This is a genomic window from Microbacterium azadirachtae (genome assembly GCF_000956505.1).
GTDB classification, from domain to species: Bacteria; Actinomycetota; Actinomycetes; order Actinomycetales; family Microbacteriaceae; genus Microbacterium; species Microbacterium azadirachtae_A.
Genome location: NZ_JYIX01000036.1, coordinates 246,824 through 272,315 on the forward strand (window position 1 = coordinate 246,824; position 25,492 = coordinate 272,315).

A 25,492-nucleotide genomic window follows, 5' to 3' on the forward strand; every position below is an offset into this window, starting at 1 on the left:
ACAGAGGCGGCCTGTCACCAGTCGCTGCGATCGAGCGCGGCCTGCAGGTCGCGCATCGCGCGCGCGTCCTCGCGGGTCGGCACGCCGCCGCGCTGCAGGATCCGGCGCGGCAGCCACGTCGGCATCGCGAGACGCGGGCGTCGCTGCGGCGACGGCGCGGCGTCCGCAGCGGTACGCGGGGAGGCATCCGTGCGCGCAAGAGGGATCCGGAAAGGGGCGGGGGTCGTGGCGGTCTCGGTCATGGCTTCAAAGCTACGAGCACCAGGATCCTGCCACCAGATGGCGGAAAGACTTTCGCCATAAAGATTCAGCCAGTATGATCGCAGCATGCTGCAGAGCGTCACCCTTCCCGTGATCGACGGGCTCGCCGTCTTCGAATTCGGCCTGCTCAGCGAGGTTTTCGGACTGGACCGGAGCGTCTATTCGGACGTCCCCGCCTTCGACTTCCGCGTGTGCGGCCTCGAGGCCGGGCGACCCGTGAGCACGGAGGTCGGGGCGCAGGTCATCCCCGCCTACGGGCTCGAGGCGATGGACCACGCCGACGTGATCGCGGTGCCCGCGGCACGCGTCCGTCCCGCCGAGGAGTACCCGGTCGAGCTGCTGGATGCGCTGCGCCGCGCCGCGGATCGCGGGGCGATCCTGCTGAGCGCCTGTTCCGGGGCCTTCATCTTGGGAGCCGCCGGGCTTCTCGACGGGAGGCCGTGCACGACGCACTGGCGCTATGCCGAGGAACTGCAGCGGCGCTACCCGACGGCCCGCATCGATCCGGACGTGCTGTTCGTGGACGACGGTGATCTGATCACGAGCGCCGGTACCGCGGCGGGCATCGATGCGAGTCTGCACCTCGTGCGACGCGAGCTCGGCAGCGCGATCGCCAATGTCATCGCCCGGAACATGGTGGTGCCGCCGCAGCGCGACGGCGGGCAGCGTCAGTACATCGAGCGCCCGGTGCCGCAGGCCGATTCGGATGCCATGGGCGATGTCCTGGCCTATCTGGGCGATCGTCTCGGCGCCGCGCATTCCGTCGCGTCGCTCGCGCAGCGTGCGCACATGTCCACCCGCACGTTCGCGCGGAGGTTCGTCGCAGAGACCGGGGTGACGCCGATGCAGTGGCTCACCGCTCAGCGCGTGCTGCATGCGCGGCTCGCCCTCGAGACGACCGATGCATCGATCGAGGAGATCGCGGCCACCTGCGGATTCGGCAGTGCGACGCTGTTCCGGCACCACTTCACGCGGGAGGTCGGGATCGCGCCGAGCGCATACCGTCGCACGTACGCCTGCGACCTCGCGGAGCAGACGGCGGAGCGAGAGCTGCTGTCCCTCGGGTAGCGCCTGGCCGGTCTGCTTGGAGCGCAGGGCTACCGCGTCGACAGATAGAGGACGAGCACGCCGATGATCACCAGCGCGACCGCAAGCATGCTCCACACCGGCGCTCCGTAGACATCTCGGAGGATCCACGGCGTCCGATATCCGCGCTCTGCGGCCGTCCGCCTGCGATGTCGTCTGCCGTCGTTCCGCGTCGCCATCGGGCGAGCGTAGGTCGGTGGGCTGAGGCTCGGCTATGACTGCGCCCGGTGTCGCCTGAGCGCGGTCAGGGTTGCGGATCGGATGGGGCAGGCATCCGCTCACCGGGATCCGATGGCGGGATGACAGACTGAATATATTGGTCCGACGTCTTGCGGAGGGAGCGAGCATGCACGACAATCGCAGCGATGCGCAGCTGCTCCGCGCTGTGCGGGACGGCGACGGCGGCGCCTGGGAGCTCCTGTGGCACCGGCACTACGACTCCGCTCTCCGGTACGCCCGGCGCCTCTACTGGTCGCGGGCGGAGGATCTCGTCTCGGAGTCGTTCCTCGCGATCTACCAGCAGCTGCGAACGCGGGACAACGGTCCGGATTCGTCCTTCCGCGCCTACCTGAAGACGGTGATCCGCAACACCTCCGCCCGATGGCATGCGGACGCCGGCCGGATGCTCGACACCGAGGACATCGATCAGGTGGATCCTCGCGATGGCCTCCGCCATGTCGAACGGGAGTCCGGTTCGGAGGATGTCCTCGCCGCGTTCGGAGCGCTTCCCGACCGCTGGCAGCGGGTGCTCTGGCTCTCCGAGGTGGACCAGGCGGGGCGTCCCGCGATCGCGCGCGAGCTGGGCATCAGACCGAATGCGGTGTCGGCGCTGCAACGTCGTGCCCGCGCGGGTATGAAGTATCAATGGCTGGTCCGGCAGGTTCCGACGGGGCTGCGCGGCGATGCCGCGCACGTCGCCCGACTGCTGCCGCAGCACGTGGCGCACCCCCGGAATGCGGCTCTCGCCGCCGAGGTCGCCGCGCACCTCGTGACCTGCATGCTCTGCACGGACCTGCTGCGGGGCATGCATGCCTCCGTCGCCCGGGCACAGGGCGGGGCGCTGTCGGCGGTGCTGCTCGGGACAGTCGGAGCGGGGGTGCCGGTCACCGCGTCGCTGAGCGCCGGGACAGCCGCCGCGGCCACGACCACGGCGGGCGCAGGTGTGCTGGCCTGGCTGTTCGCAGGCGGCGTCACCGCCGCTACGGTCGGCGGTCTCGTGGCGACGACGCTGCTCACCGTCACGCCTGCGGTCGCACCGCCGGCGGAGGCCCTCCGCGCCCCGACGGCGACAGCGCCGCCGTCGCCGTCGCCGGGCCCGTCCGCGGCCGCGGAGGCAGCTCGGATCGAGGTGCCCGAGCCGGTTGCGCCCGCGCCGGGTCCTCCGGGGGAGGCGGCGCCGGATCCCGCTCCGGTGGCTCCGGATCTCTCTGCGGTGATTCCGGATCCCGTTGCGGCCGTGATTCCGGATCCTGCCGTGCAGCTGCCTCCGGATGTCGTTGCGGGGGCGATTCCGGATCCCGTCGTGCAGGTGCCTCCGGATGGTGTTGCGGAACTGTGGTCGATGACCCTCCCGGACGCGTCACTGCCCGTCGTCGACCCGCCGCCGACGAGTATGCAGCGCGTCGCGACGTCCCAGATCGGCGTCCTGGGACTCTCGCTGGAACTGCGCGTCGTGCTTCCCTGACGTCTAGCCGCGGGCCGGGGCGGATCCTTTGCGCAGATTCCGTCGCTGGTGGTCATGCGGGCGGACGTCGTGGGGAGCGCAGCGCGGCATCCCATCCTCTGATTCCGTCGGTGCGGCGGGGACTGCCGCGGCTGCGGCAGCCGCTGCGGCATCGTCGGCGGCGGCGACCGCGGTGATGACGCTCAGGTTCCACGCAGCGCTGGGCCGGACTCGTCTGCGGTCGATCGCGCGTTCGCCCGGCTCCTCCGGATCGAGGGCGGATCCTTCGGCTGGCGTCTCGGAGTTGCGCATGTCATCCTCACTCGTGCATCGGCCCACCGCGAGCCGATCGTCCGACCCGGTGAGGGGTCGTCGATGTAGAGAGTCGGCAATCGGCCGATAGTGACGCGCTCCGGTGAAGAAACCCGAGGGGCATCCGCAGATCGTTGCGGGGAACACGGGAAGCGCTCGAGATGTTGCACCGGCCGTGGACATCCTCGACAGCATCGTGATCGGCGCGGGCCAGGCCGGCCTGTCGAGCTCGCACCATCTGCGCCGGCTCGGCATCGCGCATGTGGTCCTGGACGCGGACGATGCGCCGGGCGGTGCGTGGCAGCACCGATGGGACGCGCTCACGATGCAGGATGTGCACGGCGTCGCCGAGTTACCGGGATCCGTCCCGCCTCCGCGCACGACGGAGCAGGCGAACCGTGCGGTGCCGGCCTATTTCGCCGGCTACGAGCGCGCCCATGAGCTGCCGGTGATCCGGCCTGTGTACGTCGACCGGGTGACCGACGACGAAGGGATCCTCGTCGTGCACGCGGGGGATCGGAGCTGGCGCACGCGCACCCTCATCAACGCCACGGGCACGTGGACGCAGCCGTTCCTGCCGCATTACCCGGGTATGGAGACCTTCCTCGGGGAGCAGTTCCACACGGTCGACTACCCGGGACCGGAGCACCTCCGCGGCAAGCGTGTGCTCGTGGTCGGCGGCGGGGCGTCGGCCGTGCAGTTCCTGGGTGCACTCGCACCGATCGCGGACGTCGTGTGGGCCACCCGACGTCCGCCCGTCTGGCGCAACGACGACTTCACCCCCGAGGCGGGCGCCGCCGCCGTGGCGCTCGTCGAACAGCGCGTCGCGCAGGGTCTCGCCCCGCAGAGTGTGGTCAGCGTGACCGGGCTGATGCTGCGGCCGCAGGAGCAGGCGGCGGCCGAGCTCGGCGTCTACGACGCGCGCCGGCCCATGTTCGAGCGCATCGAGCCGGACGGCGTCCGATGGGCGGACGGCTCTTTCGAGCCTGTCGACGCGATCCTGTGGGCCACGGGGTTCCGGCCCGCGATCGGGCACCTCGCCCCGCTGCATCTGCGCAGCGAGCGCGGCGGGATCCAGCTCGACCGCGACGGGAGGGGCACGACGGCCGTGAAGGATCCGCGGATCCAGCTCGTGGGCTACGGCCCCTCGGCGAGCACGATCGGCGCGAACCGGGCCGGCCGCACCGCCGCGCGCGGCGTGCAGCGCTACCTCGCGCGGGCGCTTGCCGCGGTCGACGCGGGCTGAGCCGCTCGGGCCCGCGCGGGGTCCGGGCGCCCGCTTTCGGGGCGCGTTCTCCGGTTTTGGGGCGCGCTACGACGTGCAACCGGGGTGGGGCGCGCCCCAAAACGAGGTGGTGCGCCCCAAACCGAGCGACTGCGCGCGGGAGGGTGTCGAGTCAGGAGGGCGTCGGGACCGGATCCGGTCGACGTGGTGTTTCGGGGCGCGTTCTCCGGTTTTGGGGCGCGCTACGACGTGGAACCGGGGTACGGTGCGCCCCAAAATGAGGTGGTGCGCCCCAAACCGAGCGACTGCGAGCGGGAGAGCGTCGGGACCGGGCCCGTGTGAGATCAAGGGTCGGCCGGGTCCCGGCCCGGATCCGGGCTGTCAAGTTCGGATCCGGAGTTGGCCGTGGATTCGGGGCGCGTTCTCCGGTTTTGGGGCGCACCACGTCGTCGAAACCGGGCGTGGTGCGCCCCGAAGCGGTGGGGTGCGCCCCAAACGGAGCACAGGTGCGCCAGGAGAAGGAAGAGTGCGCGGGGGTCAGCGGATGATGCGGATCGAGCCGGTCGCGGTGGACGGGGAGACGGGCCGCGTGATCCGCAGCGCGTCGGCGATCAGCGCGCCGACCTTCGTCCCGATGCACAGGCTGATGAAGATCATCGGGGCGGCTGCGAGCGCCGCGGCGTCGAACGACGCGAGCGCCACGAGCCCGACCGTGCCGGGGACCAGGAGCAGGAAGGCCGGCTGGAACGAGACCGTCGCGGGGACCGCGAGCGTCATCCTCTCCAGCACCCGCGCCGCGAGGAACAGCAGCCCGGCGGTGATCCCCGTCGCGACGGTGCTGCCGGTGTACGGGCTCAGCAGCATCAGTGCCGCGTAGGTGCAGATCATCACGATCACCGTCGCGATCGTGAGGCGGAATCCGGATCCGAAGCTCAGCCCGATCCCGATCGCGAGCACCACGACACCGACCCAGCTCCAGGCCAGCGGCGGCACGGCCTCCCACCCACCGTGCCCCGTGACGAGCGAGGTCTCGCCGACGAGGGCCGCGGAACGCGGATCCACGCGCAGCCCGGTCGCCGCCGCGCCGGTGAAGATCCCCGCTGCCATGAACGTGAGCATGATCAGGCCGTACACGAGCCGCGATGCCCCGGTGACGATGTCGGCCGCGGTCAGTTCGAGGAGTGCGTTCGTGATGAGGGCGCCCGGCACGAGCAGCGCGACAGGGGCGCACACCGCGAAGAGCGGCACGGCGCCCAGATCCAGGCGATCGGCGACCACCCCGACGACGAGGGTCGAGATGAGCGATGCGACGAACGGGACCACGGCCGCGGCCGCGCGGATCCGCTCCGTGGCCAGCACGATCGCGGCGACGAGTCCGCCGACCAGCAGCGCGAGCACGATCGCCCACCACGGGCAGCGGAACAGTATCGCGAGTCCCGCCGCGAGGAGCGCGCCGCCGAGCGCGGTCTGCAGGACCGGATGACGGCGCTGCAGACCGCGGATGTGCGAGATGTGCGACGGAACCTGGTCCAGCGTGACGCGTCCCGCCTCGAGCCGTCGTGCGAGGCGGGAGGCGTGGGCGGTCTGGCGGAAGGTCAGCCCCGGCCCTCCGCCGGCGGAGATCGTGGTCGCTCCGGGGATGCCGGGACGGCTCACGAACACGTGCTCGGGGAGCACGGCGAAAGAGAGGTCAGCGCCGGGCGCAGTCGCGTCGCGGGCGCGCTCGAGCGTGCCGCGCACATCGGTCACGGACACGCCGGAATCGAGCAGCAGCGCGCCGAGGTCGCCGAGAGCGACGTCAGGGGAGACCGGATCGGAAGGGGACATCACCTGAAATCGTAGAACGTGCGGCGGCCCCCGCGCGGTTCGCAACGGTCAGCGGCGACCGGCCCCCGCGGAGACGCCCAGCCGCGGCGACCTAGGGCCTGTCTGACAAAGCCCGGACCGCACTGGAGGACGCCGACGACGAGGAGACCTCAGCCTCCACGCATCGGGGAAGGATTTGCTTGAGGAGAAGTGACGATAACTTGCGGCGTGTCGGTACCGATAGCCTGTCTGAGTTCTGTGCTGACCCCGCGCAGACGTTACTGGCGTGGAGGGAAACGCGCCAGGTGGGCCTCGTTTCTGGAGAGACTTCGTGGTGGACGCACGCACCGACGCTGACTTGCTGAGCGCTGTCCTCGAGGGAGATGAGCGCGCGTATGCGGTGCTGTGGGAGCGACACTTCCCTGCTGCTCGACGCTATGCGCATCGGCTCTTCGCTGCCAGAGCGGATGACCTGGTCTCGGAGTCTTTCCTCGCGATCTACCAGCAGGTGACCACGACGGATGCCGGGCCGCGGTTCGCGTTCCGGTCGTACTTGAAGACGGTTCTGCGCAACACGGCCATGCGGTGGTCTAACGAAGCGCGCCAGATGGTCCTCGCGGAGATGGTTGATTCCGTCGATGAGCGGGACGCGCTCAGCATGGCTGAGGTCGACAGCGAAGCCGGAGATGTCCTGGCGGCGCTGCAAGCCCTGCCGGAGCGGTGGCAGCGAGTGCTGTGGCTCGCGGAGGTTGCAGAGGTTGGTCGTCCTGCGATCGCGCGGGAGCTGGGGGTCAAGGCCAACGCTGTCTCAGCCCTTCAACGCAGGGCGCGCGCCGGTCTGAAGTATCAGTGGCTCATTCTCCAGGTTCCGCCCGCCGTTCGAGACGATCAGACCCATGCGGCGCGGCTTTTCCCGCAGTATCTGACCGAGCCGGCCAATGCGGCAGTTTCCGCCGAGGTGAACCTGCACATCGCTGAGTGCACGCCGTGCCGGGCCTTGCTGCGGGATACGCGGAGTTCGGCCGCACGCATGGGCGGCAGCACGCTTGCTGTGCTGCTGGGCACCGGCGGTGTCGGTGCTGCCACGGCTGCGTTGTCGTCGGCCACGACGGCCATCGCTGCAGTCGCCGGCGCAGGAGCCATGTCGTGGCTGGTGGGCGGAGGCATCGCGGCCGTCACCGCTGGCAGCCTGGTCATCTCGTCGTTCTTCACCGTGGGGCCAGCGGTCGCCGAACCTCAACCTGAACGCGTGCAGACTGTACCTTCCGCAGCCACCCCGCCAGCGTCCAGTGCAGAGCCCACCGCGTCGGCCGCTTCGCCGGCGGTCGGGGCACCGGAGCGGGTATCGGGTCAGCCGGATCCCGCGGATCAGGCCCTGGGCTTGACCGATGACCCCGCACACTACTTCCCTGGGTATCAATCCCGCCCGGATCCCGCCTCGAACGTCCCCGACCCGGGCATCGGCCCGACCCCGGAGCCGAGCCCGACAACGGGACCGGGCAGCAGCCCCACGGGGTTCACGCCCGGTGTCACCAGCCCGACCAGCAGCTCCGCGTACATCTCGCCGATCATCGCGGGAAAGACTTCGCCGGGCACCAAAGTCGCCGTTCAGATCGACACGCGGCGCTTCACTCCCGAGGTCGCCTCTGACGGTTCCTGGAGCCTGGACACCCGCGGGCTGGAACTGACCGCTGGCAGCTACACCTACCAGGCCCGGGCATATACGGATTTCGTGTCTTCCGCCGCTGTCGATGGTGCGTTCACCGTGCTCCCGCTTGAGATCCGGGGCTTCGAGAACATCACCGGGTTCGAGGACCTCACCACAACGCAGGCCGCGACAACTGGCCTCATCGTAGAGTTCCAGGGCCCGGTGAACGGTGTCGTCTATGTCCAGACGATGGAGGGCATCACCGCGCTCGTCGCCCTCGACGCGGACGGGTACGCGAAGCGCCGGCTGCTCGTGCACTCGTACGGCTGGTACTGGTTCAATATGCGCTATTTGGACAGCGACGGCTATATGGGACCAGGTTGGGAACACAACCTCGACGTCTACGACCCCGTTGCACCGTACGACCCGATGGGGCCCAACCCCGAAGACATGACCTACGAGTTCGTCACCCCCTAAGCCAACCGTCAGCCCCACGCCGATCGCGCGGACCGGGCCGCATGTCCAGCCGATCGCGCTCGTCGAAAGCGACCTCCCCGTCGTCTTTCGGATTTCTGGATCGACGCGTCACCTTTCCGATGGCTCTGACTCCTTCCCCATTGACAGGTGTGCTAGTTCCGTCGGCGTCGCCCAACGACGTCGACGGAAAGGCACGCGCCAACAGAAGGGGAGATTTGAACTATGTCGACGGAACAAAGCACTGACACCACCAAGGAAGCACGACGCGTATCCCGGCGAACGATCGTGAAGGGCGCGGCGTGGTCGGTCCCCGTCATCGCCGCAGCGGCCGCTGCGCCGCACGCCGCAGCGTCGGTCTGCAACCAGCCCGGCATCTTGCGCGGCGTCGGGGCCTGGAACATCAACGGCCCCAAGGGGGGAGGGGCCGGATACGTCGGCTCGATTCCCAACAACGCCCCGAACGGAAGCCGATGGTTCTACGCGGCAGGCAGCGTTCTCCCGTTCACCTGGAACTGGACGGCGACGTCCGACCCCACGGGGATCATCCCAGCCGGAACCACCTTCAGGGTGGGACTCGGCGGAGTCGACACACTCGACAACTACTGGATCCAGAGCTTCCCTGCTCCCATCGCCAACATCCCCGCGGTGGGAGTGGGTACTCCTCTTCCTGAAGCCACCTGGGGACCGGTGTATCTTTACACAACCACCGCCGATATCCCCGCAGGCACCGTCATCACCTGGACCTCGACAGCCACGTTGAAGAACACCATCCCAGCCCAAGAGATTGACGCAGCCAACTTCGGGGCTTATGCGACGATCGCGCCGAAGAAGGACAGCACGGCTTGCCCTCCCGTTCTTGGGAGCTCCGTGATCGCGTCGGAATGGCTACCGTCTAGCTCGACAAACGGGCCGGGTACGTATGCGATCGTTTCCGAATACGGGCTCTCCCACCCGGGCTACTACCAGCCCTAGGACGTCCCAGAAAGTGTTCGGGTCTTCGGTGGCGAGGAACCGACCTCTCGCCACCGAAGACCCGGTGTTGCCCCATCGCGACGTGCACCCCCCCGGCGCCGCAAGCGCCTTCAAGAGCTGTGCGCGTGCGATCCTGGCGGGTTGCACGCACACAGCTCTTGTTCATTGCCGGGCGCAACCGTCATTTTCAAGCGGACATGCACTCCTTAACAGATGGAAGCTGGGCCCCTCCCCGTCCCCCAGCTTCCCCCGGTGTGGTCCGTCCGTGCGGGGATGTCAGGGTTGGGCCACTGATGCTCACAAGACAAGCGAGCCGGACCACACCGGACACAATCGCAAGCGCTCTTCGTCGCTCCGGTGGAACCGCGACACCACTCCAGACTCCCGGACGCTGCCACACAAGCCCTTTGTCAGACACGACCTAGGCTGGAGGCATGCGGGTGTTCACGAGGCGAGCCCACGCGTCGCGCGCGGTGGGCAGGCGTGCGGGCGCCGTGGTCCTGCTGCTCTCGACGCTTCTCGCCGCATCCGCCTGCGCACCGGACTCCTCGTCGGCGGGTGGATCCGGCGCATCCGCGCCCTCCGCGCACACACCGAGCGCCGAGCCCGCGCCGATAGCGTCCCCGCACTCCCGCGTGCAGGAGATCGTCGCGAGGATGGATCTCGCGCAGCAGGCGTCCGCCGTGGTGATGGGCAACACGCCGGGTGCGGATCCGGTGGCGATGCGCGCGATGATGAGCCGCGGGTACGGCGGGTTCATCCTGATGGGATCCAACGTGCCCGCCACCCCGGGCGACCTGCACGCGATGACCGCGGCGCTCACGATCGACCCCGCGCTGCCGCCCCTGATCGCGACCGACGAGGAGGGCGGCGACGTGGTGCGCCTGCCCTGGGACGATCAACCGGGTGCTGACGTGCTCAAGACGCAGCCCGCCGGCGCTACCAGGGCCGCGTTCGCCCGGCGCGGGATGCTGCTCGCGCAATCGGGGGTGACGGTCAATTTCGGCGTCGTCGCGGATGTGGCGTCGTCGCCGGATTCGTTCATCTACGACCGCTCGTTCGGCACGGATCCGGCCGCCGCGGCCGAGCGCGTCGACGCGGCCGTGCGTGGGGAGGCGTCCTGGGTATCCACGACCCTCAAGCACTTCCCGGGACACGGCGCGGCCGAGGGCGACTCGCACCACATGATCCCGAGCACGGGGATGGATCTGGAGACCTGGCACTCACAGGTGGCTCCGCCGTTCCTGGCCGGGATCAGGGCGGGTGCGCCGATCGTGATGATGGGACATCTCGCGTACACGGCGGTGGACGCTCAGCCGGCGTCCCTGTCGCCTCGCTGGCATCAGATCCTGCGCGACGACCTCGGCTTCCGCGGCGTCATCGTCACCGACGACCTCGACATGCTGGTCGACTCCGGCGATCCCGCGTACGCGGACGAGGTGTCCGACGCCGTGCAGGCGGTCGTCGCAGGGAGCGACCTCGTGCTCGCCCTCGACGGCGCGGGACCCGACACCGCACAGAAGATCGCCGACGGGCTCGTCGCGGCGGTCCGCAGCGGCGCCCTTCCCGCCGATCGCCTCCGTGAGGCCGCGACCCGGGTGATCGCGCTCCGCCTGGACATCGCGGACCGTCGGCACTGAGCCCGTCACAGGCCCCGTGCGTCAGCCCGGTGCGCCCCGCCAGCCCTCGAGGATCCTGGCGCGCAGGATGTTGCCGCGCTCGGCGAACTCGCGCTGACGACGCACATACTCGGCCTTGCCCTCCGCGGTCTCGATCCGCACCGGGACGACGCCCCAGTCGGAGAGATCGTAGGGGGCGGCCTCCATATCCAGGATGCGGATGTCGCGAGCCAGCTCGAACGCGTCCAGCAGGATCTCGCCCGGCACGAGGGGGCCGAGCTTCATCGCCCACTTGTAGACGTCCATGCCCGCATGCAGGCAGCCGGGCTGCTCGAGGAGGGGCTGCGTCTCGCGGGTCGGCGCGAGCCGGTTGCGGGGCACCGCGTCCGGTGTGAAGAAGCGGTACGCGTCGATGTGCGTGCAGCGCAGCTCGCCCTGCTCCACGACCGCGTCGGTTCCCGCCTGCCCCAGTCGCAGCGGCACCTCGTGCCGGTGCTCGGGCGTGCGGTACACCATCGCCCACTCGTGCAGGCCGAAGCAGCCGAACTGCCCGGGACGCGCGGCGGTGCGCGCGAGCATCGCGTGCACGAGGCGCGCGAGCTCCGGTTTGTCGGCGGCGAAGGCGTCCGCGTCCGGCATGACGGCATCGGATCCGGATCCGGATGACGCGGCGTCCTGATGCGGCGCGGGGGAGTACCAGCGCCAGTCCGCCCGTTCCGGGGCGTCCTCGAGCACCGCTCCCGCCCCGGGGTGCCAGCGGCGCAGCTGACCCGGCTTGTAGCCGTAGTACGTGAAGAGGAAGTCGTGGACGGGGTGCTTCTCGCGACGCGCCTGGCGGGCGCGGTGCTCCGCGGTCAGCGCGTCGGCGCGCTCCGCGTGGGCCTCCGCGCGGGCCGACCACGTCGCGCGATCCAGGCGCACCGGCGGGGCCGCCGTCGGGGCTGGGCCGGTCATGGCTCCGAGCGCACGACGCCGGCGTCGATGAGCTCGTCGAGGATGCCGGCGCCGTCCTCCGCGCTCACCCACGGCGCGAGGTCCTCGTCGCGCGCCTCGGCGTCTGCGCCGTCGCCGTCGGCACGGGCCGAAGCGCGACGGCCGGCGAGGACGCCCTCCGCGGGGAGCAGGCGACGGATCGCGACGGCCGCGACGTTCTCGGGGTGGTCGATGAGGAACTGCCCGTAGATGGCCTCGTCGTGCTGGCCGTCGTCGCCGATCAGCAGCCACTGCATGTGCGGGAACTCCTCGGCGAGGCGGGAGAGGTTCCGCAGCTTGTGCTCGCGCCCGCTGCGGAACCAGCGCTCATGCGTGGGACCCCAGTCGGTGAGCAGCATGGATCCGGCGGGGAAGAGGTGACGGGAGAGGAAGCGGTTGAGCGTGGGAGCCACGTTCCAGGCGCCGGTGGAGAGGTAGATCATCGGCGAGCCGGGGTTGTCGCGCATGAGCCGCTCGAGCAGCACCGCCATCCCGGGGACCGGGGTGCGCGCGTGCTCGTCGACGACGAAGGAGTTCCACGCGGCGATCAGGGGCCGCGGCAGGGCCGTCACCATGACGGTGTCGTCGACATCGGAGATCACGCCGAAGCGGACGTCGTCGGCGACGACGAACACCCGCGCGGGGGTCGGATCCTGTCCCTCGACGGACATCGTCACCTGCTGCCAGCCCGGGGCGAGGTCGGCCTCGATGCGGCAGTCGACGACACCGCCGCGATCGGCCGCGACCTCGTGCGCGCGACCGGCGACCGTGATCGTGACGGTCGCGAAGCTCACCGGGATGCCGACGAAGCTGCGCCAGCCCCGGACGCTCGCGTCCTTGCCGCCGCGACGGGTCTTCGGCAGGATCAGGACGCGGCCGACGACGCGGACCCAGCCCGCGCCGCCGTAGCCCGGGAAGGGCACCACGCTCGCGGTGCGGCCGCGTTTGCGGGCACGCCGTTCACGCCACGCGTGGAAGCGGTGCTCCAGGCGGGCGAACCAGTGGATCCGCTCCGGTCGGGCTGAGGACGAGGGCATAGCGCCTCTAGTCTTTCACGTCCGCGCCCTGACGCAGGCTCCGGGGCGGAACGCCGGTCCGCGCGGGCTGGGATAATCTGGAGGTTGCCCTGTTCGGGGCATTCTTTTCCCCTGCTGCAGAGAATGGTCGTCGCGTTGTCTGAGAACCCGTCCCACACCGCATCCCCGTCGATCGACGAGTCGCTGCCGGTGCACGAGCTTCAGGCGCGCCAGGCCCAGCGGCTTCAGGAGAAGTGGCAGAGGTACTGGGCCGAGAACGAGACCTTCCGGGCCGGCGGCGCCGAGGACGTGCGTCCCCGCAAGTACGTGCTGGCGATGTTCCCGTACCCGTCGGGGGACCTGCACATGGGGCACGCCGAGAACTACCTCTACTCCGACATCGTGGCGCGCTTCTGGCGTCACCGCGGACACAACGTGCTGAATCCGATCGGCTGGGACTCCTTCGGGCTGCCCGCCGAGAACGCGGCCATTCGTCGCGGAGCGGATCCGCGCGAGTGGACGTACCAGAACATCGCCCAGCAGAAGGCGGGCTTCCAGTCCTACGGCGTCTCCTTCGACTGGAGTCGCGTGCTGCACACCTCTGACGAGGAGTACTACCGCTGGAACCAGTGGCTGTTCCTGAAGCTGTACGAGCGGGGCCTGGCCTACCGCAAGAAGAGCCCGGTGAACTGGTGCCCGAACGACCAGACGGTGCTCGCGAACGAGCAGGTCGTCGACGGGCGCTGCGAGCGCTGCGGCGCCGAGGTCGTGAAGAAGAACCTGACCCAGTGGTACTTCCGGATCACCGACTACGCCGACCGCCTGCTGGACGACCTGAACCAGCTCGAGGGCTTCTGGCCGCACAAGGTTCTGCAGATGCAGCGCAACTGGATCGGCCGCTCGATCGGCGCCGACGTCGACTTCGCGATCGAGGGCCGTGAGGGCGTCGTGACCGTGTTCTCCACGCGCCCCGACACCCTGCACGGCGCGACCTTCATGGTCGTCGCGCCCGACTCCGACCTGGCGTCCGAGCTGGCCGCCGGATCGTCCGAGGACGTGCGGATGCGCTTCCAGGACTACCTGACCCAGGTGCAGAAGACCAGCGAGATCGACCGCCAGTCCGCCGACCGCCCGAAGACCGGTGTGTTCCTGGACCGATTCGCGATCAACCCCGTGAACGGCGAGCGGCTGCCGATCTGGGCCGCCGACTACGTGCTGGCCGACTACGGCCACGGCGCGGTGATGGCCGTGCCCGCCCACGACCAGCGCGACCTCGACTTCGCCCGCGCGTTCGACCTGCCCGTGAAGGTCGTGGTCGACACGACCGCGCCGATCACCGGCGCGCTGCCCGTGATCGAGGTCGACGAGGACGGGGTCCCGATCGAGCCCCTGGAGTCGCTCGACGACCAGCACCCGGTGAAGACCGGCATCGCCCTGACCGGCGACGGCCGCATGATCAACTCCGGCGAGCTGAACGGCCTCTCCAAGCGCAACGCGATCGCCCGCGCGATCGAGCAGCTGGAGGCGGCCGGCACCGGCCGTGCCGCGAAGAACTACCGTCTGCGCGACTGGCTGATCTCTCGCCAGCGGTTCTGGGGTACGCCCATCCCGATGCTGCACACGCAGGACGGCGAGATCGTGCCCGTGCCCGAGGAGCAGCTGCCCGTGCGCCTGCCGAGCATCGAGGGCCTTGACCTGTCGCCGAAGGGATCCTCGCCGCTGGGCGCGGCGACCAGCTGGGTGCAGACGACCGTGCCCGGAACCGGTGAGCCCGCGCTGCGCGACCCGGACACCATGGACACCTTCGTGGACAGCTCCTGGTACTACCTGCGCTTCCTCTCGCCGAACAGCGACACCGTGGCCTTCGACGTGGACGAGGCCCGCCGCTGGGCGCCCATCGACTCGTACATCGGCGGCGTCGAGCACGCGATCCTGCACCTGCTGTACGCGCGGTTCATCACCAAGGTCCTGTTCGACATGGGGCTGATCGATTTCACCGAGCCGTTCTCCAGCCTGATCAACCAGGGCATGGTGATCCTCGACGGCGCGAAGATGTCGAAGAGCAAGGGCAACCTGGTGCTCTTCCAGGAGGAGCTCGATGCCTACGGCGCCGACGCGCTGCGCGTCGCCCTGGCCTTCGCCGGTCCCGTGGAGGATGACAAGGACTGGAAGGATGTCTCGACGACCGGCGCGCAGAAGTTCCTGGCTCGTGCGCTGCGCGCGGCGCAGGACGTCTCGAGCGCCGTCGACGTCGTCTTCGATGGAGGCGATGCGGGGCTGCGCCGGATCACCCACCATCTGCTGGCCGACGCCCCCGCGCTCGTCGAGCAGACCAAGTTCAACGTGCTGGTCGCCCGCCTGATGGAGCTGGTGAACGCGATCCGCAAGACGATCGACGCCGGATCCGGCCCCGCCGACCCCGCTGTGCGCGAGGCTGCGGAGACCGTCGCCGTCATGCTGGACCTCGTCGCTCCGCACACGGCGGAGGAGATGTGGGAGATCCTCGGTCACGAGCCGTCCGTGGGACTCGTCACCTGGCGTCAGGCCGACCCGCTGCTGCTCGTCGAGGACACGGCGACCTGCGCCGTGCAGGTCAACGGCAAGGTGCGCACGACGCTCGAGGTGCCGGCCAAGATCGGCGACGCGGAGCTCGAGGCGCTGGCCCGTGCGGACGAGAAGGTGCAGCGGGCACTCGACGGCAAGGAGATCGTGCGCGTCATCGTGCGGGCTCCGAAGATCGTGAACTTCGCCGTCAAGGGCTGAGTTCCGTTGCGCTCCGGGGGGAAAGGAGCGCGCGCCCTCCGGGTGATGAGGCGCGTGCTCGGCACGGCGGTGATCGTCGCGCTGGTCGCGGGCGGGGGGCTGCTGCTGGTCTGGCAGCTGCCGCGCCCCATCAGCGACACCAGCGCGATCGGCGTGCTCTGGCACAAGCACAGCGATGAGCTGGGCGCCGCGTGGAACCGCGAGACATGCGCGGAAGGGGTGTGTCGGCAGAACTACCGCGGGGGCACCATCTACGCCGCAGTGAAGGGCGACGCGCACATCGTTCACGGTGGTGCGGTCGGCGAGGCGTTCGACGAACTCGGAGGCGTGGCGAGGCTGGGTCTGCCGATCGCGGAGCAGAGCGGACCCGCCGACCGGCCGTGGCAGGCGTTCCAGCGCGCGGGGATCTTCGCGAGCGAGGACGATGTCCCGACCCTCGTGCGCGGCGTCTTCTGGCAGTCATGGCTGCGCTTCGCCGAAGAGCGCGGCGGCCTCGGGTTCCCGAAGGACGCGGAGCACAAGGACAGGCACGGCATTCCGGTCCAGAACTTCATCAACGGTGTGATCTATGTGCGCGATGGCGCGCCCGTGCCCACGATCTCGGACATCGCGGCCGCCCACCGTCGCGCCGGAGGGGCGTACGGACCGCTCGGATACCCGAAGGGCACGCAGCGCGCGGTCGGCGATCGTCTCGTGCAGCAGTTCGACGGGGGCGAGGTGTGGTGGTCCGGCGACACGGGTGCCGCTTCGGTGCAAGCTCCGTTCCTCGCCGCCTTCCACGAACGCGGCGGCGCGGACGGGGCGCTCGGCCTGCCCACCGCGGAGGCATCGCGACTCGAGGGCGGCTCGATGCAGCCCTTCCAGGGCGGAGTTCTGTATCGCTCGGACGAGGACGGGTCGATCCGTGCCACGACCGCCGGCGTCATCCAGCAGCGGTACGAGGAGCTGGGCGGGCCAGGAGGCGAGCTGGGCTTGCCGATGGGCGAGAAGATCGACGTCGCCGGGGGCCGCTATCAGGCGTTCGCCGGAGGCGCGCTGCTGTGGCACGAAGGGGCAGGGGTGTTCCGCCTCGACGCCGCGAACTTCGCATTCTGGGTGGCGGATCCTGCCCGGTTCGGATGGCCGACGAAGGACTCGCGCACCGACGAGCGCGGGGAGCATCAGGACTGGGAGAAGACGCAGACGGTGCTGCGCGAGGGGCGCCTGCTCACGGTGCCATCGACACCGGTGGATGCCTCGACGGCCGTGCTCCTGTGCGATTCGCAGTGCAGCGGCAACTCCTGGATCAAACAGGGAGCGCGGCGGGCCGGGTTCTCCAACATCGTGGAGTTCGGATACGGCGGGTCAGGATATCTCGCGCCGATCAGCGGGTTGGGCACCGGCTTCACCGAGAGCGTGTCGCGCAACAGCCTGCTGCTTCCGGACGGGGATCCTGGCGTCGTGATCATCACCCTCGGAGGCAATGACGCGGCGCAGAAGCGCGCTGTCTCCGATGTGACGGCCGCCGAGGGGCAGCTGATCGGGATGCTGCGGCAGGCCTACCCGAACGCCGCCATCGTCGTGGACGGCGTGATGAGCCGCAACGATGCCGCTCACGCGGCGCGGCGCGCGATGGACGCGGCTGTGACCGAAGAGGCGCAGCGGCTCGGCGTCCACGCGATATCCGTCGCCGGATGGGTCAGCGACTACACGGCTCCACAGGTCGACAACGTGCACCTGGCGCCCGCGGGGCACGACAAGATCGCTCCGCACTACGCGGACGCGCTGCGCGCGGTGCTCGGACGCTGATCCGGTTTCTCCGCAGGGCGCGCGGCTCAGCGGTCGCCAGGTCGGGTCAGATCCGCTCGAGGGGGTTGTCCGCGAGTTTCCCGACGAGTCCTCCCTCGACGAGACGTCGTGCCTGGCTGTACGGCTTGCGCTCCGCCTGCTGCTGCACGCAGTCGCCGAACTCGGCGGCGAGGCTGAGCCGGGGGTACGTCGCCAGCACCTCGCGGCGGAACTCGAGGGGGATCTCGTCGTCCCGGCGTCCGGCGATGTCGAGCCCGGTCGACGTCTCGAGCAGGTGCCCCTCGACGTCCTGGGCGGGATCCACGGAGGGCCAGTTGTGCCGCACGATGATCTCGTTGACGCGGCGCTGCCGCTCGACGGACCATCCGGCTCCGGCCGTCAGCGCTTCGCCCACGAAGCCGCCAGCCTCCTCGTAACCGAGCACGTGGTTGTCATACGCCGGCGCGAGCCCGATGTCGTGCAGCACGGCTCCGGTGTAAAGCAGCTCGTGGTCGATCCCGCGGTGACCCTCTACGATCGCGAAGGCCTCCGCCCACAGCCAGCTGCGCAGCACGTGATTGACCAGCGCGGGGGACTGGAACCGGGTGACGAGCTCGTGCGCCCCGCGGGCGGCAGCGGTGTCAGGAGGGAGGAAGTCGTGCAGGCGCATGGCGGCTCCGGGTCGATCGTGGGATGAGGCCAGCGTAACGCTCGGTCCGGCGGCGGCTCCGCGCAGCAGGCCCGTGCGGCCGGCGCAAGCGGAATGATGAGCCGGATTGGTCGGCAAAACAGAGTCGAAAACGGCTGATCCATTACGCGGTGTTATCGACTCTTGATCGACCTCGGAGATTTTCTGCACCAAGACGGAAATTTGCCACTTTAGCTTGGTCGCCTTCTGTCACGCCCCCTATGCTCGGCGGTGAAACTGCCAGGCACCTTACAGCTTCGGTGGTTCGACCGGAGACATCGGGGGATGCCGTGGGCAGTGACGTGCGCGAAAAGTACAGCAGTGAGGGGGCGACTGGTCGCCGCGTCTTGTGGTGGGCGATCGGCGGTGGGGCCGCAGCCGTGGCCGTTGCGGTCGCCGGGGTGACTCTGTCGAGTGGGCTGCATCCGACGACCGGGCGGGGCGAGGCTCTTCAGTCGTTGCCGACGGGGGCGCCGCGACCGGTCCCGACGGATGCGTCGCTGATCGACGATTCCTCGAAGGCGACGACGGTGGATGGTGTCTGGTCCGACGCGCGCTCCGGGGTGGAAGCGAAGGCGCTGACCCGCAGTAGTTGTCTCGATGATGTCGCAAGAACGTACGCGGAGGCCGCCGTGAAGGCGGGCGGTACGGGTGCGAGCCCTGCTGTTCCGAAATCGGACTGCGGGGGCGACGCGACCTTCGGGTATGTGCTGGGGTTCGACGAATCCGGTCTGTCGCAGGCGACGGCGGCGTTGACCGCGACGAAAGGCAAGGTCTCTCCGCTGGTGGCCGAGGGCGAGCGGGAGGTGGGCTGGTCGTTGGTGCCATCCAAGGGTGACACCGGCAACGTGAACGGCTACATCCTGGGCTGGGCGGTGTCGAAGTGAGCCGGCGCTGGCTGGCCGCGGTCGCGATCGCCGCGGTGGCGGCGTCGACCTTGTCGGCGGCTCCGGCCTTCGCAGCGGCGAAGACGCCGACCGCGAAGGTGGTCCTTGATCCGGACAACGACTTCTCGCACGCGATCTGGGATGGGGTGTCGTACAGCGAGCTGCCGATCACGGCGCAGATCGCGAAGGATGTGAAGACGCAGCTCGAGGGGCTGTGCGACACGAGCGTGCTCATCACCCGGGACGCATCTACGCCGAACGTGGCGGAGGCTGACCGTGCGGCGATGATGCGGGACGCGGATGTCTCGCTGACGATCTCGCTGAACAACCTGACCGGCACCCCGTGGGGCACGGCATCGGACGGCGGCGCGATGGCGTACGCGACGATGTTCTCGAACAATGTCGCGTTCGCGCAGAAGACCTCGGACGAGTGGACCCGGTTCACGGGGCGTCCGTCGGCGGGCGTGAACCTGGGATCCACGAACGGCCAGGAGCGCCCGTACGCGGAGTTCCGGAATCTGCCGGGCACGTACGCGCAGACGTTCTTCGGGTTCATGGACCACAACTTCGATTGGCCCGCCATCGACGGCACATATCAGGGCACGAAGTACGGGTTCGAGATCGACGCGATCGTCACGGCGATCGGCCGGCAGCTGCTGGATCAGGGAATCACATGCGGTGACGCAAGCGCGGGGCAGTCGGCGTTCCCGACGGTGCCGTCCCAGGCGGAGCTCGACGAGCTGTTCCGCCTCGGGTTCGCGAACTGGCAGCGATACGGATCCGACCCGGTGAACTTCGCGACGGGCAACTTCCTGCAGAAGGCGGATGTGTTCACGGTCTCCGGCCCGGGCGGCACGAAGACACCCGTGAGTCTCACCTACAACTCGATGGATAGACGTACTGGCGCCTTCGGGCGTGGATGGTCGTCCCAGGTGACCGGCTCAGCGCAGACCTACTCGGATGGCTCCGTCCTCGTGACGTATCCGGACGGGCATACGCTCGCGTTCACTCGGAACGGCGAGGGTTCCTACAAGCCCGCCAACGCAGGCATCTACACCAAGTTGACGTCGGACCTGCCGGCACCGACCGATACCGCGCTCGTGTCGGGCCAGGCGGCGAAGCACATCACGGTGACGGAGCCGGACACATCGACGATGGTGTTCGCCGTGAACCCGGTGACCGGCAAGGGCGACCTGGAGTCGCGGACCGACCGGCAGAGTCACGTCTGGACCTACACGTACCAGCAGATGACGTGGACGTCGCCGGTGCCGAAGACGCAGTGGCCGGTCGCTCCCGATGGCACGTCTGGCGGCCCGGTCATCGCGCCGGTGACGCTGACGGTCAATGGCTCGCTCGCGTCGGTGACGGAACCGGGCGGCCAGGCGATCGGGTTCGCCATGAACGCGGACGGGCGCATCGAGAAGGTGACGCGACCGGACGGTGCGGTGTGGTCGTTCGCGTACTCGGGCGAGCAGCTGACATCCATCACCGACCCGCTCGGCCGCGCCGCGACCTATGGGTATGACGACAACAAGCGAATGAGCACGGTGACCGCGGCGGATGGCGTCACGTTCGTCACGAACACGTACGACGACCAGGGTCGCGTGGTGAAGCAGGTCAACGGCGATGGGTCGATCTCGACGCTGGCGTACAACGGCAACGACACGGTGTATACCGACACGACGGGTGCGAAGACGACGTTCACCCGGGACGACCAGGGCCGTGTGGTGAAGGTCGTCACCCCGTTGAACAACACGATCAGCACGGGATATTCGAACTGGGATACGTCATCGAAGATCGACGGCAACGGCAAGACGACCTCGTACTCCTACGATGCGCAGGGTCGTCCGGTGCAGGTGTCGAACGCGGACGGCACGAGCACGAAGGTCGCCTACACGGCGGCAGGTGACGTGGCGAAGACGACGGCGGCCGACGGCGCGGTGACGACGTACACGGTCGACGCGAAGGGACGCGTCACAGGAGTCACCGGGCCAGACGACGCGGTGTGGGCGTCCACGTTCGATGACGCGGGAAACCTCACCTCTCGGACAGACCCGAATGGCAACGTCACCGCGTACACCTACGACGGGCACGGGAACCTGACCGGCATCACGGACGCTGCGGGGGGAGTGACGCTGCTTGCGTATGACGCAGCCAGCAGGCTCGTCTCCGCGACTGACCCGACCGGGGCGGTCTCGACGTTCGCGTACGACACGGTCGGGAACCTCACTTCGCGGACGAACGCCGATGGCGCCGCGACGACGTATGCGTACAACGCGACGAACAAGGTGGCGAGCGTCACAGACGCGAACGGCGGCGTGACGACCTACGCGTACAACAACGGCCTGCAGGTGAGTTCTGTCATCGACCCGGCCGGCGGCGTGACGACGTATGGATACGACAGCGAGTACCGGCGCATCTCGGTCACGAACGCCGATGGCGGGGTGACGAAGTACGAGTACAACGGCGAAGGCCTTGTGACGAAGGTCACGGACCCGAACGATGGCGTCACAGCGAAGGAGTACGACGCCAACCAGAACCTCACGAAGGTCACGGACCCGACCGGTGCTGTCACGACGTATGCCTACGACGCGATGAACCGCCCCACCGCCGTCACGGACGCGAAGGGTGGCAAGACGACCTACGGGTATGACCAGGCTGGTCGCGTCATGAAGGTGACGAACGCGAGCGGCGAGTCGACTGAGTATTCCTACGACGCCGCGGGACGCGTGACGAAAGTCACGGACGCGACAGGGGCGGTGACCAGCTACGCGTATGACGAGGCGGGCAACGTCACCGGCTCCACCGATCCCAACGGCCGGACGACCACGACGGCCTACGACACGTTGAACCGTGCCGTGTCGGTGACCCAGCCCAGTGGTGCGGTCACCGGGTATGAGTACGACGCAGCGGGCCGGGTGACGAAGAGCACTGATGGCGCTGGACGATCCACCGACTACGGATACGACCCGGCCGGGCAGCTGACCTCGATGACCGACGGTACGGGAGCGGTCACGAACTACGCGTACGACCCGGTGGGGAACATCACCGGTATCACCGATCCGCGGGGCGGAACGATCACCCTCGGGTACACGCCCACCAACCAGGTGAAGGTGCAGACGGACCAGAACGGGGACACGACCCAGTACGCATACACCGCGGCAGGAGTGCTCGCGCAGGAGACGAACCCGCTCGGTGTCGTCACGACCTACGGGCATGACATGAACGCGAACCTGACCCAGGTCGTCGAGAACGCCAAAGCGGGGGCGGACGCGACGGTCGACACGAACGTCACCACGAACTACGCCTACGACCCGGTGAATCGGCTCACGCAGGTCACGGATCCGAAGGGCGGGAAGAGCGCATACGAGTACGACCCGCTCGGGGCGCTGACGAAGAGCACCAACCAGGTCGGCGACACGACGAGGTACACGTACGACGCGGCGTCGCGCACCAGCACCGTCACCGACGGCAACGGGAAGAAGACGACCTACAGCCGTGATGCGGACGGTCGCATCACGAAGGTCGCTCCGCAGGGGGCCGACTCGGCGACGTTCACATACGACAAGGCCGGGCAGCTCACCCAGATGGTCGACTCGACCGGCAAGACCACGTGGGCGTACACGCCCGACGGGCTGACCGCGTCGGAGACGACGAAGGACGGGTCCGCGGATGCGAAGGCGGTGGCCTACGCGTATGACGCCGGCGGCGCACGCACGGGATTGACCTATCCCGACGGCAGTACAGTCGCCTACGCGCTGGACGGTGCGGCACACGTGACCGGCCTGACGGATGCGACGGGAACGACCACGTACGCGTACAACGCGTCGGGTCTGCTCACACAGGCAGACCGATCCAACGGCACGACCAGCACCTACGCGTACGATGCGGTCGGCCGCATCACCGACATCCTGCACACCGGCTCCACAGCCACCAACCCGGACGCCAAGAGCGCGACCGCGGTCAGCGCACCGGTTCCGGCCGATCCGTCACCGAACACCACGGTGACCCCGGGGGCGGATGTCGCACCGACTCCGGTCGCACCGACGCTCGCCCCGTCGACCCCAAACCCGTCGGTGCCTACACCGAGCCCGTCTCCGACCTCCGCGTCGAGCGCCAAGAGCACGGGGAACGGCAAGGGGAATGGCGCCGGCAACGGGTGCGGCAACGGCGGGACCAAGCCGGGCTGCCCAGGAGCCACGCCCACGCCGACTCCGACGGTCAGCCCCACCCCCAGCCCGACCCCGTCGACGCCCTCTGGCGCGACGGACGGACCAGGCTGCGGTAACGGGGGAGTGACGCCGGGTTGCCCGGTGGCCGCGCTCACTGCGGCGGATGGCCTGCCGCTGCACCTCGCGTACACGTACAACGCCGCGGGGAGCACGACCCAGCAGGTGCAGGAGTCGGCGACGAAGGACCTCACCACCGACTACGCGTATGACCCGCTCGGACGACTCACCGGTTCGACGCGCACCGATGGAGCCAAGGCGACGTACTCGTACGACGCGAACGGCAACCAGACCGGCGGGACGGACACGGATCGCCTCACCGGCCAGCTCGTGAAGTTCTCCGCGACGTTCAACTCGGCGAACCAGCTCACCGAGCGCAAGACGGACCCGTCCGCGGGGCTCTCGTTGGATGGTCCCGCATCGACGGTCGTGAAGAACACGTTCGACGAGGCGGGGAACCTGACGGTCCAGGCGACGGATTCGACACGGCAGGTGAACGGCAACTCCGGACACACCGAGACGACCACGGTGACCGCGAAGAACACGTTCGACTACACCGGCCGGCTCCTGACGCAGGCTCGGGACGACGGTCAGAACACGGCATTCACGTACGACGGTCTGGGCCGGACTGCCACGCAGGCCCTGCCGACCGGGCTTGCCGACGACAAGAAGAACAAGAACGGCAACGGCGCAGGTCCGCACCTGACCGGGTGTGGGATCGGGGGAACGACCCCGGGCTGCCCCGGCGTAGGTGACCTCACGATGTTCGGCGGGCAAACCGCACGAGTGTTCAACGATGGGCTCACCCCCATCGCGTGGGCGACCGGAAGCCTGACCACGGGACTGGTGTACGGGCCGCAGGGTGCAGACCACCAGCTCACCACCACCAGCACTGGGGCGTCGAGTTCGTGGCTATACCTGGACCGGCAGCGCACGGTCCGGGCGACGGCCAGTGCGGACGGGGCGACCACCTCGGCGTCGGCGTACACGGACTTTGGCGTTCTCGAGCCCGCGGCCGGCACTCTCTACGCCGGCGCAGGAACCGAAGCCGCGCCGGGGCAGGAGGACAAGCTCTCTGCGGTGCACCTTCCGGTGGCGACGACTCGCACTCCGGTCGGGTACACAAGCGAGCAGGCGAACCCTGTCGCCGGGTTGCAGCACTACTACGCCCGCGACTACCAGCCTGGAACCGCGTCCTGGATCCAGGACGACACGTGGTCGGGGAACTCGGGGAAGCCCGGGACATTGAACAAGTACGCGTACGTGCTCAACAACCCGACCACGCTCACTGACTGGATGGGCAACCGCCCGTGGGACCCGGCGTACGACGTCCGCTCGGATGGACACGGGTCTTGGAACCTACAGCCGAAGCCCGGCGTCACCACCCTAGAGGGCAATACCCCGCCCAGCTTCAACTGGGCTGACCCCGGCGGTCCCGCGCCCGACCCATGGGTCTCGAACGAGCCCACGGGAGGAACCACGCAGGAGGGACCATCAACCAATAGTCAGCAAAGTGGCTACTCTAGTGCGGGCGGCATGTGTCCCAAAGACTGGACTACATCCGCCTACGACTACCAGTGCGAGTTCTACCTGGCCAATGGTGACAGCTACAAATGGGGAAGCAATGAAGAAGCGTTCCGCTACTTCTCAAGCCATCTCGAACAGTTGTTCCCATTTGATGCGAAGAACAATCCAAAAGAAGGTCAAGAGTTCAACCTCTGCGTGAAGACGGTTTTCGGTTGCTTCGGCGACGCGCCTATTCGCGTTACGGAGGTGGGGTCAAACAGTCTAACGTTCACGTCCTTGCCGGGGCACCCTGAAGGTGCCGACAACGTGATCACGTTCTCATTCTATGACAATGGAAGGGGGTTGCGGATCGCAGCCACCGGGCCAAACAGTCGCAACTGGTTCCAAAGCTATTTGCCATGGTATTTTTGGAGTCGACTTGACTACGGGCTTGAAAGTGCGGCGCAATGAGAAGGTTTAGAACTTGGATCGGGACACTGGCGTTTGCCCTCTTCTCTTTCGCCTGGACGTTTCTACTTCAAGTTTGGAGCGTCATTGTAGGCAGGGAGCCAGCGAACTTTCATTGGAGTTCCGA

The 25,492-nt window shown here is 68.7% G+C and carries 16 protein-coding genes; 10 read left to right on the forward strand and 6 right to left on the reverse strand.

Annotated features, from left to right (window positions below; genetic code table 11):
* Positions 1-14: 14 nt before the first annotated feature.
* Positions 15-242 carry a hypothetical protein gene (locus tag RS86_RS12510; RefSeq protein WP_045272577.1) on the reverse strand — a complete coding sequence of 76 codons (228 nt, stop codon included), beginning with the start codon at positions 240-242 and terminating at the stop codon, positions 15-17.
* Positions 243-327: 85 nt separating this feature from the next.
* Here RS86_RS12510 and RS86_RS12515 point away from each other — a divergent pair, with 85 nt between their 5' ends.
* On the forward strand, positions 328-1,329 hold the full coding sequence (locus tag RS86_RS12515) for a helix-turn-helix domain-containing protein (RefSeq protein ID WP_045272578.1): 1,002 nt from the start codon (positions 328-330) through the stop codon (positions 1,327-1,329).
* 29 nt (positions 1,330-1,358) lie between these two features.
* Here the strand turns inward: RS86_RS12515 and RS86_RS20645 are convergent, their stop codons facing one another.
* Complete coding sequence (locus RS86_RS20645) at positions 1,359-1,526, reverse strand: hypothetical protein (RefSeq protein WP_160299689.1); 168 nt, start codon at positions 1,524-1,526, stop codon at positions 1,359-1,361.
* A gap of 167 nt (positions 1,527-1,693) precedes the next feature.
* On the opposite strand from RS86_RS20645, the gene RS86_RS12520 reads away from it, so the two are divergent.
* The gene (locus tag RS86_RS12520) at positions 1,694-3,031 is read left to right on the forward strand and encodes an RNA polymerase sigma factor (RefSeq protein ID WP_045272579.1); all 1,338 of its coding nucleotides are present in this window, start codon (positions 1,694-1,696) and stop codon (positions 3,029-3,031) included.
* 466 nt (positions 3,032-3,497) lie between these two features.
* Positions 3,498-4,568: a flavin-containing monooxygenase gene (locus RS86_RS12530; RefSeq protein ID WP_045272581.1), complete on the forward strand. Its 1,071-nt coding sequence runs from the start codon at positions 3,498-3,500 to the stop codon at positions 4,566-4,568.
* Between the two features lie 516 nt (positions 4,569-5,084).
* Here the strand turns inward: RS86_RS12530 and RS86_RS12535 are convergent.
* A complete protein-coding gene (locus RS86_RS12535) occupies positions 5,085-6,374 on the reverse strand; it encodes a threonine/serine exporter family protein (protein ID WP_045272582.1) in 1,290 nt (429 codons plus the stop codon).
* 313 nt (positions 6,375-6,687) lie between these two features.
* Between RS86_RS12535 and RS86_RS12540 the strand changes: the two genes are divergently transcribed.
* The 3 genes from RS86_RS12540 (at position 6,688) to RS86_RS12545 (ending at position 11,090) form a co-directional block, all read left to right on the forward strand.
* Positions 6,688-8,478, forward strand: a complete 1,791-nt coding sequence (locus RS86_RS12540) for a sigma-70 family RNA polymerase sigma factor (RefSeq protein WP_160299690.1) — start codon at positions 6,688-6,690, stop codon at positions 8,476-8,478.
* Positions 8,479-8,700: 222 nt separating this feature from the next.
* A complete protein-coding gene (locus RS86_RS20980; RefSeq protein WP_235281766.1) occupies positions 8,701-9,450 on the forward strand; it encodes a hypothetical protein in 750 nt (249 codons plus the stop codon).
* Positions 9,451-9,884: 434 nt separating this feature from the next.
* Positions 9,885-11,090 carry a glycoside hydrolase family 3 N-terminal domain-containing protein gene (locus RS86_RS12545; protein WP_045272584.1) on the forward strand — a complete coding sequence of 402 codons (1,206 nt, stop codon included), beginning with the start codon at positions 9,885-9,887 and terminating at the stop codon, positions 11,088-11,090.
* A 21-nt stretch (positions 11,091-11,111) separates the two neighbouring features.
* Here RS86_RS12545 and RS86_RS12550 read toward each other — a convergent pair whose 3' ends face one another.
* Entirely contained in the window at positions 11,112-12,023 is a 912-nt protein-coding gene (locus RS86_RS12550) for a hypothetical protein (RefSeq protein WP_045272585.1), read from the reverse strand.
* On the reverse strand, positions 12,020-13,078 hold the full coding sequence (locus RS86_RS12555) for an App1 family protein (protein WP_045272586.1): 1,059 nt from the start codon (positions 13,076-13,078) through the stop codon (positions 12,020-12,022). Before RS86_RS12555 ends, RS86_RS12550 begins: the two co-directional genes overlap by 4 nt.
* 123 nt (positions 13,079-13,201) lie before the next feature.
* On the opposite strand from RS86_RS12555, the gene leuS reads away from it, so the two are divergent.
* Positions 13,202-15,820 carry a leucine--tRNA ligase gene (gene leuS, locus RS86_RS12560; protein WP_045272587.1) on the forward strand — a complete coding sequence of 873 codons (2,619 nt, stop codon included), beginning with the start codon at positions 13,202-13,204 and terminating at the stop codon, positions 15,818-15,820.
* Positions 15,821-15,865: 45 nt separating this feature from the next.
* A complete protein-coding gene (locus tag RS86_RS12565) occupies positions 15,866-17,608 on the forward strand; it encodes a GDSL-type esterase/lipase family protein (RefSeq protein ID WP_045272588.1) in 1,743 nt (580 codons plus the stop codon).
* A gap of 46 nt (positions 17,609-17,654) precedes the next feature.
* Here RS86_RS12565 and RS86_RS12570 read toward each other — a convergent pair whose 3' ends face one another.
* Positions 17,655-18,257: an HD domain-containing protein gene (locus tag RS86_RS12570; RefSeq protein ID WP_045272589.1), complete on the reverse strand. Its 603-nt coding sequence runs from the start codon at positions 18,255-18,257 to the stop codon at positions 17,655-17,657.
* Positions 18,258-18,565: 308 nt separating this feature from the next.
* Between RS86_RS12570 and RS86_RS12575 the strand changes: the two genes are divergently transcribed.
* Both RS86_RS12575 and RS86_RS12580 read left to right on the forward strand, forming a co-directional pair.
* Positions 18,566-19,162, forward strand: coding sequence for a hypothetical protein (locus tag RS86_RS12575; protein WP_045272590.1), 597 nt, complete (start codon positions 18,566-18,568; stop codon positions 19,160-19,162).
* Entirely contained in the window at positions 19,159-25,368 is a 6,210-nt protein-coding gene (locus RS86_RS12580; RefSeq protein WP_045272591.1) for a DUF6531 domain-containing protein, read from the forward strand. The genes RS86_RS12575 and RS86_RS12580 overlap by 4 nt, the downstream gene beginning before the upstream one ends.
* Positions 25,369-25,492 lie beyond the last annotated feature (124 nt).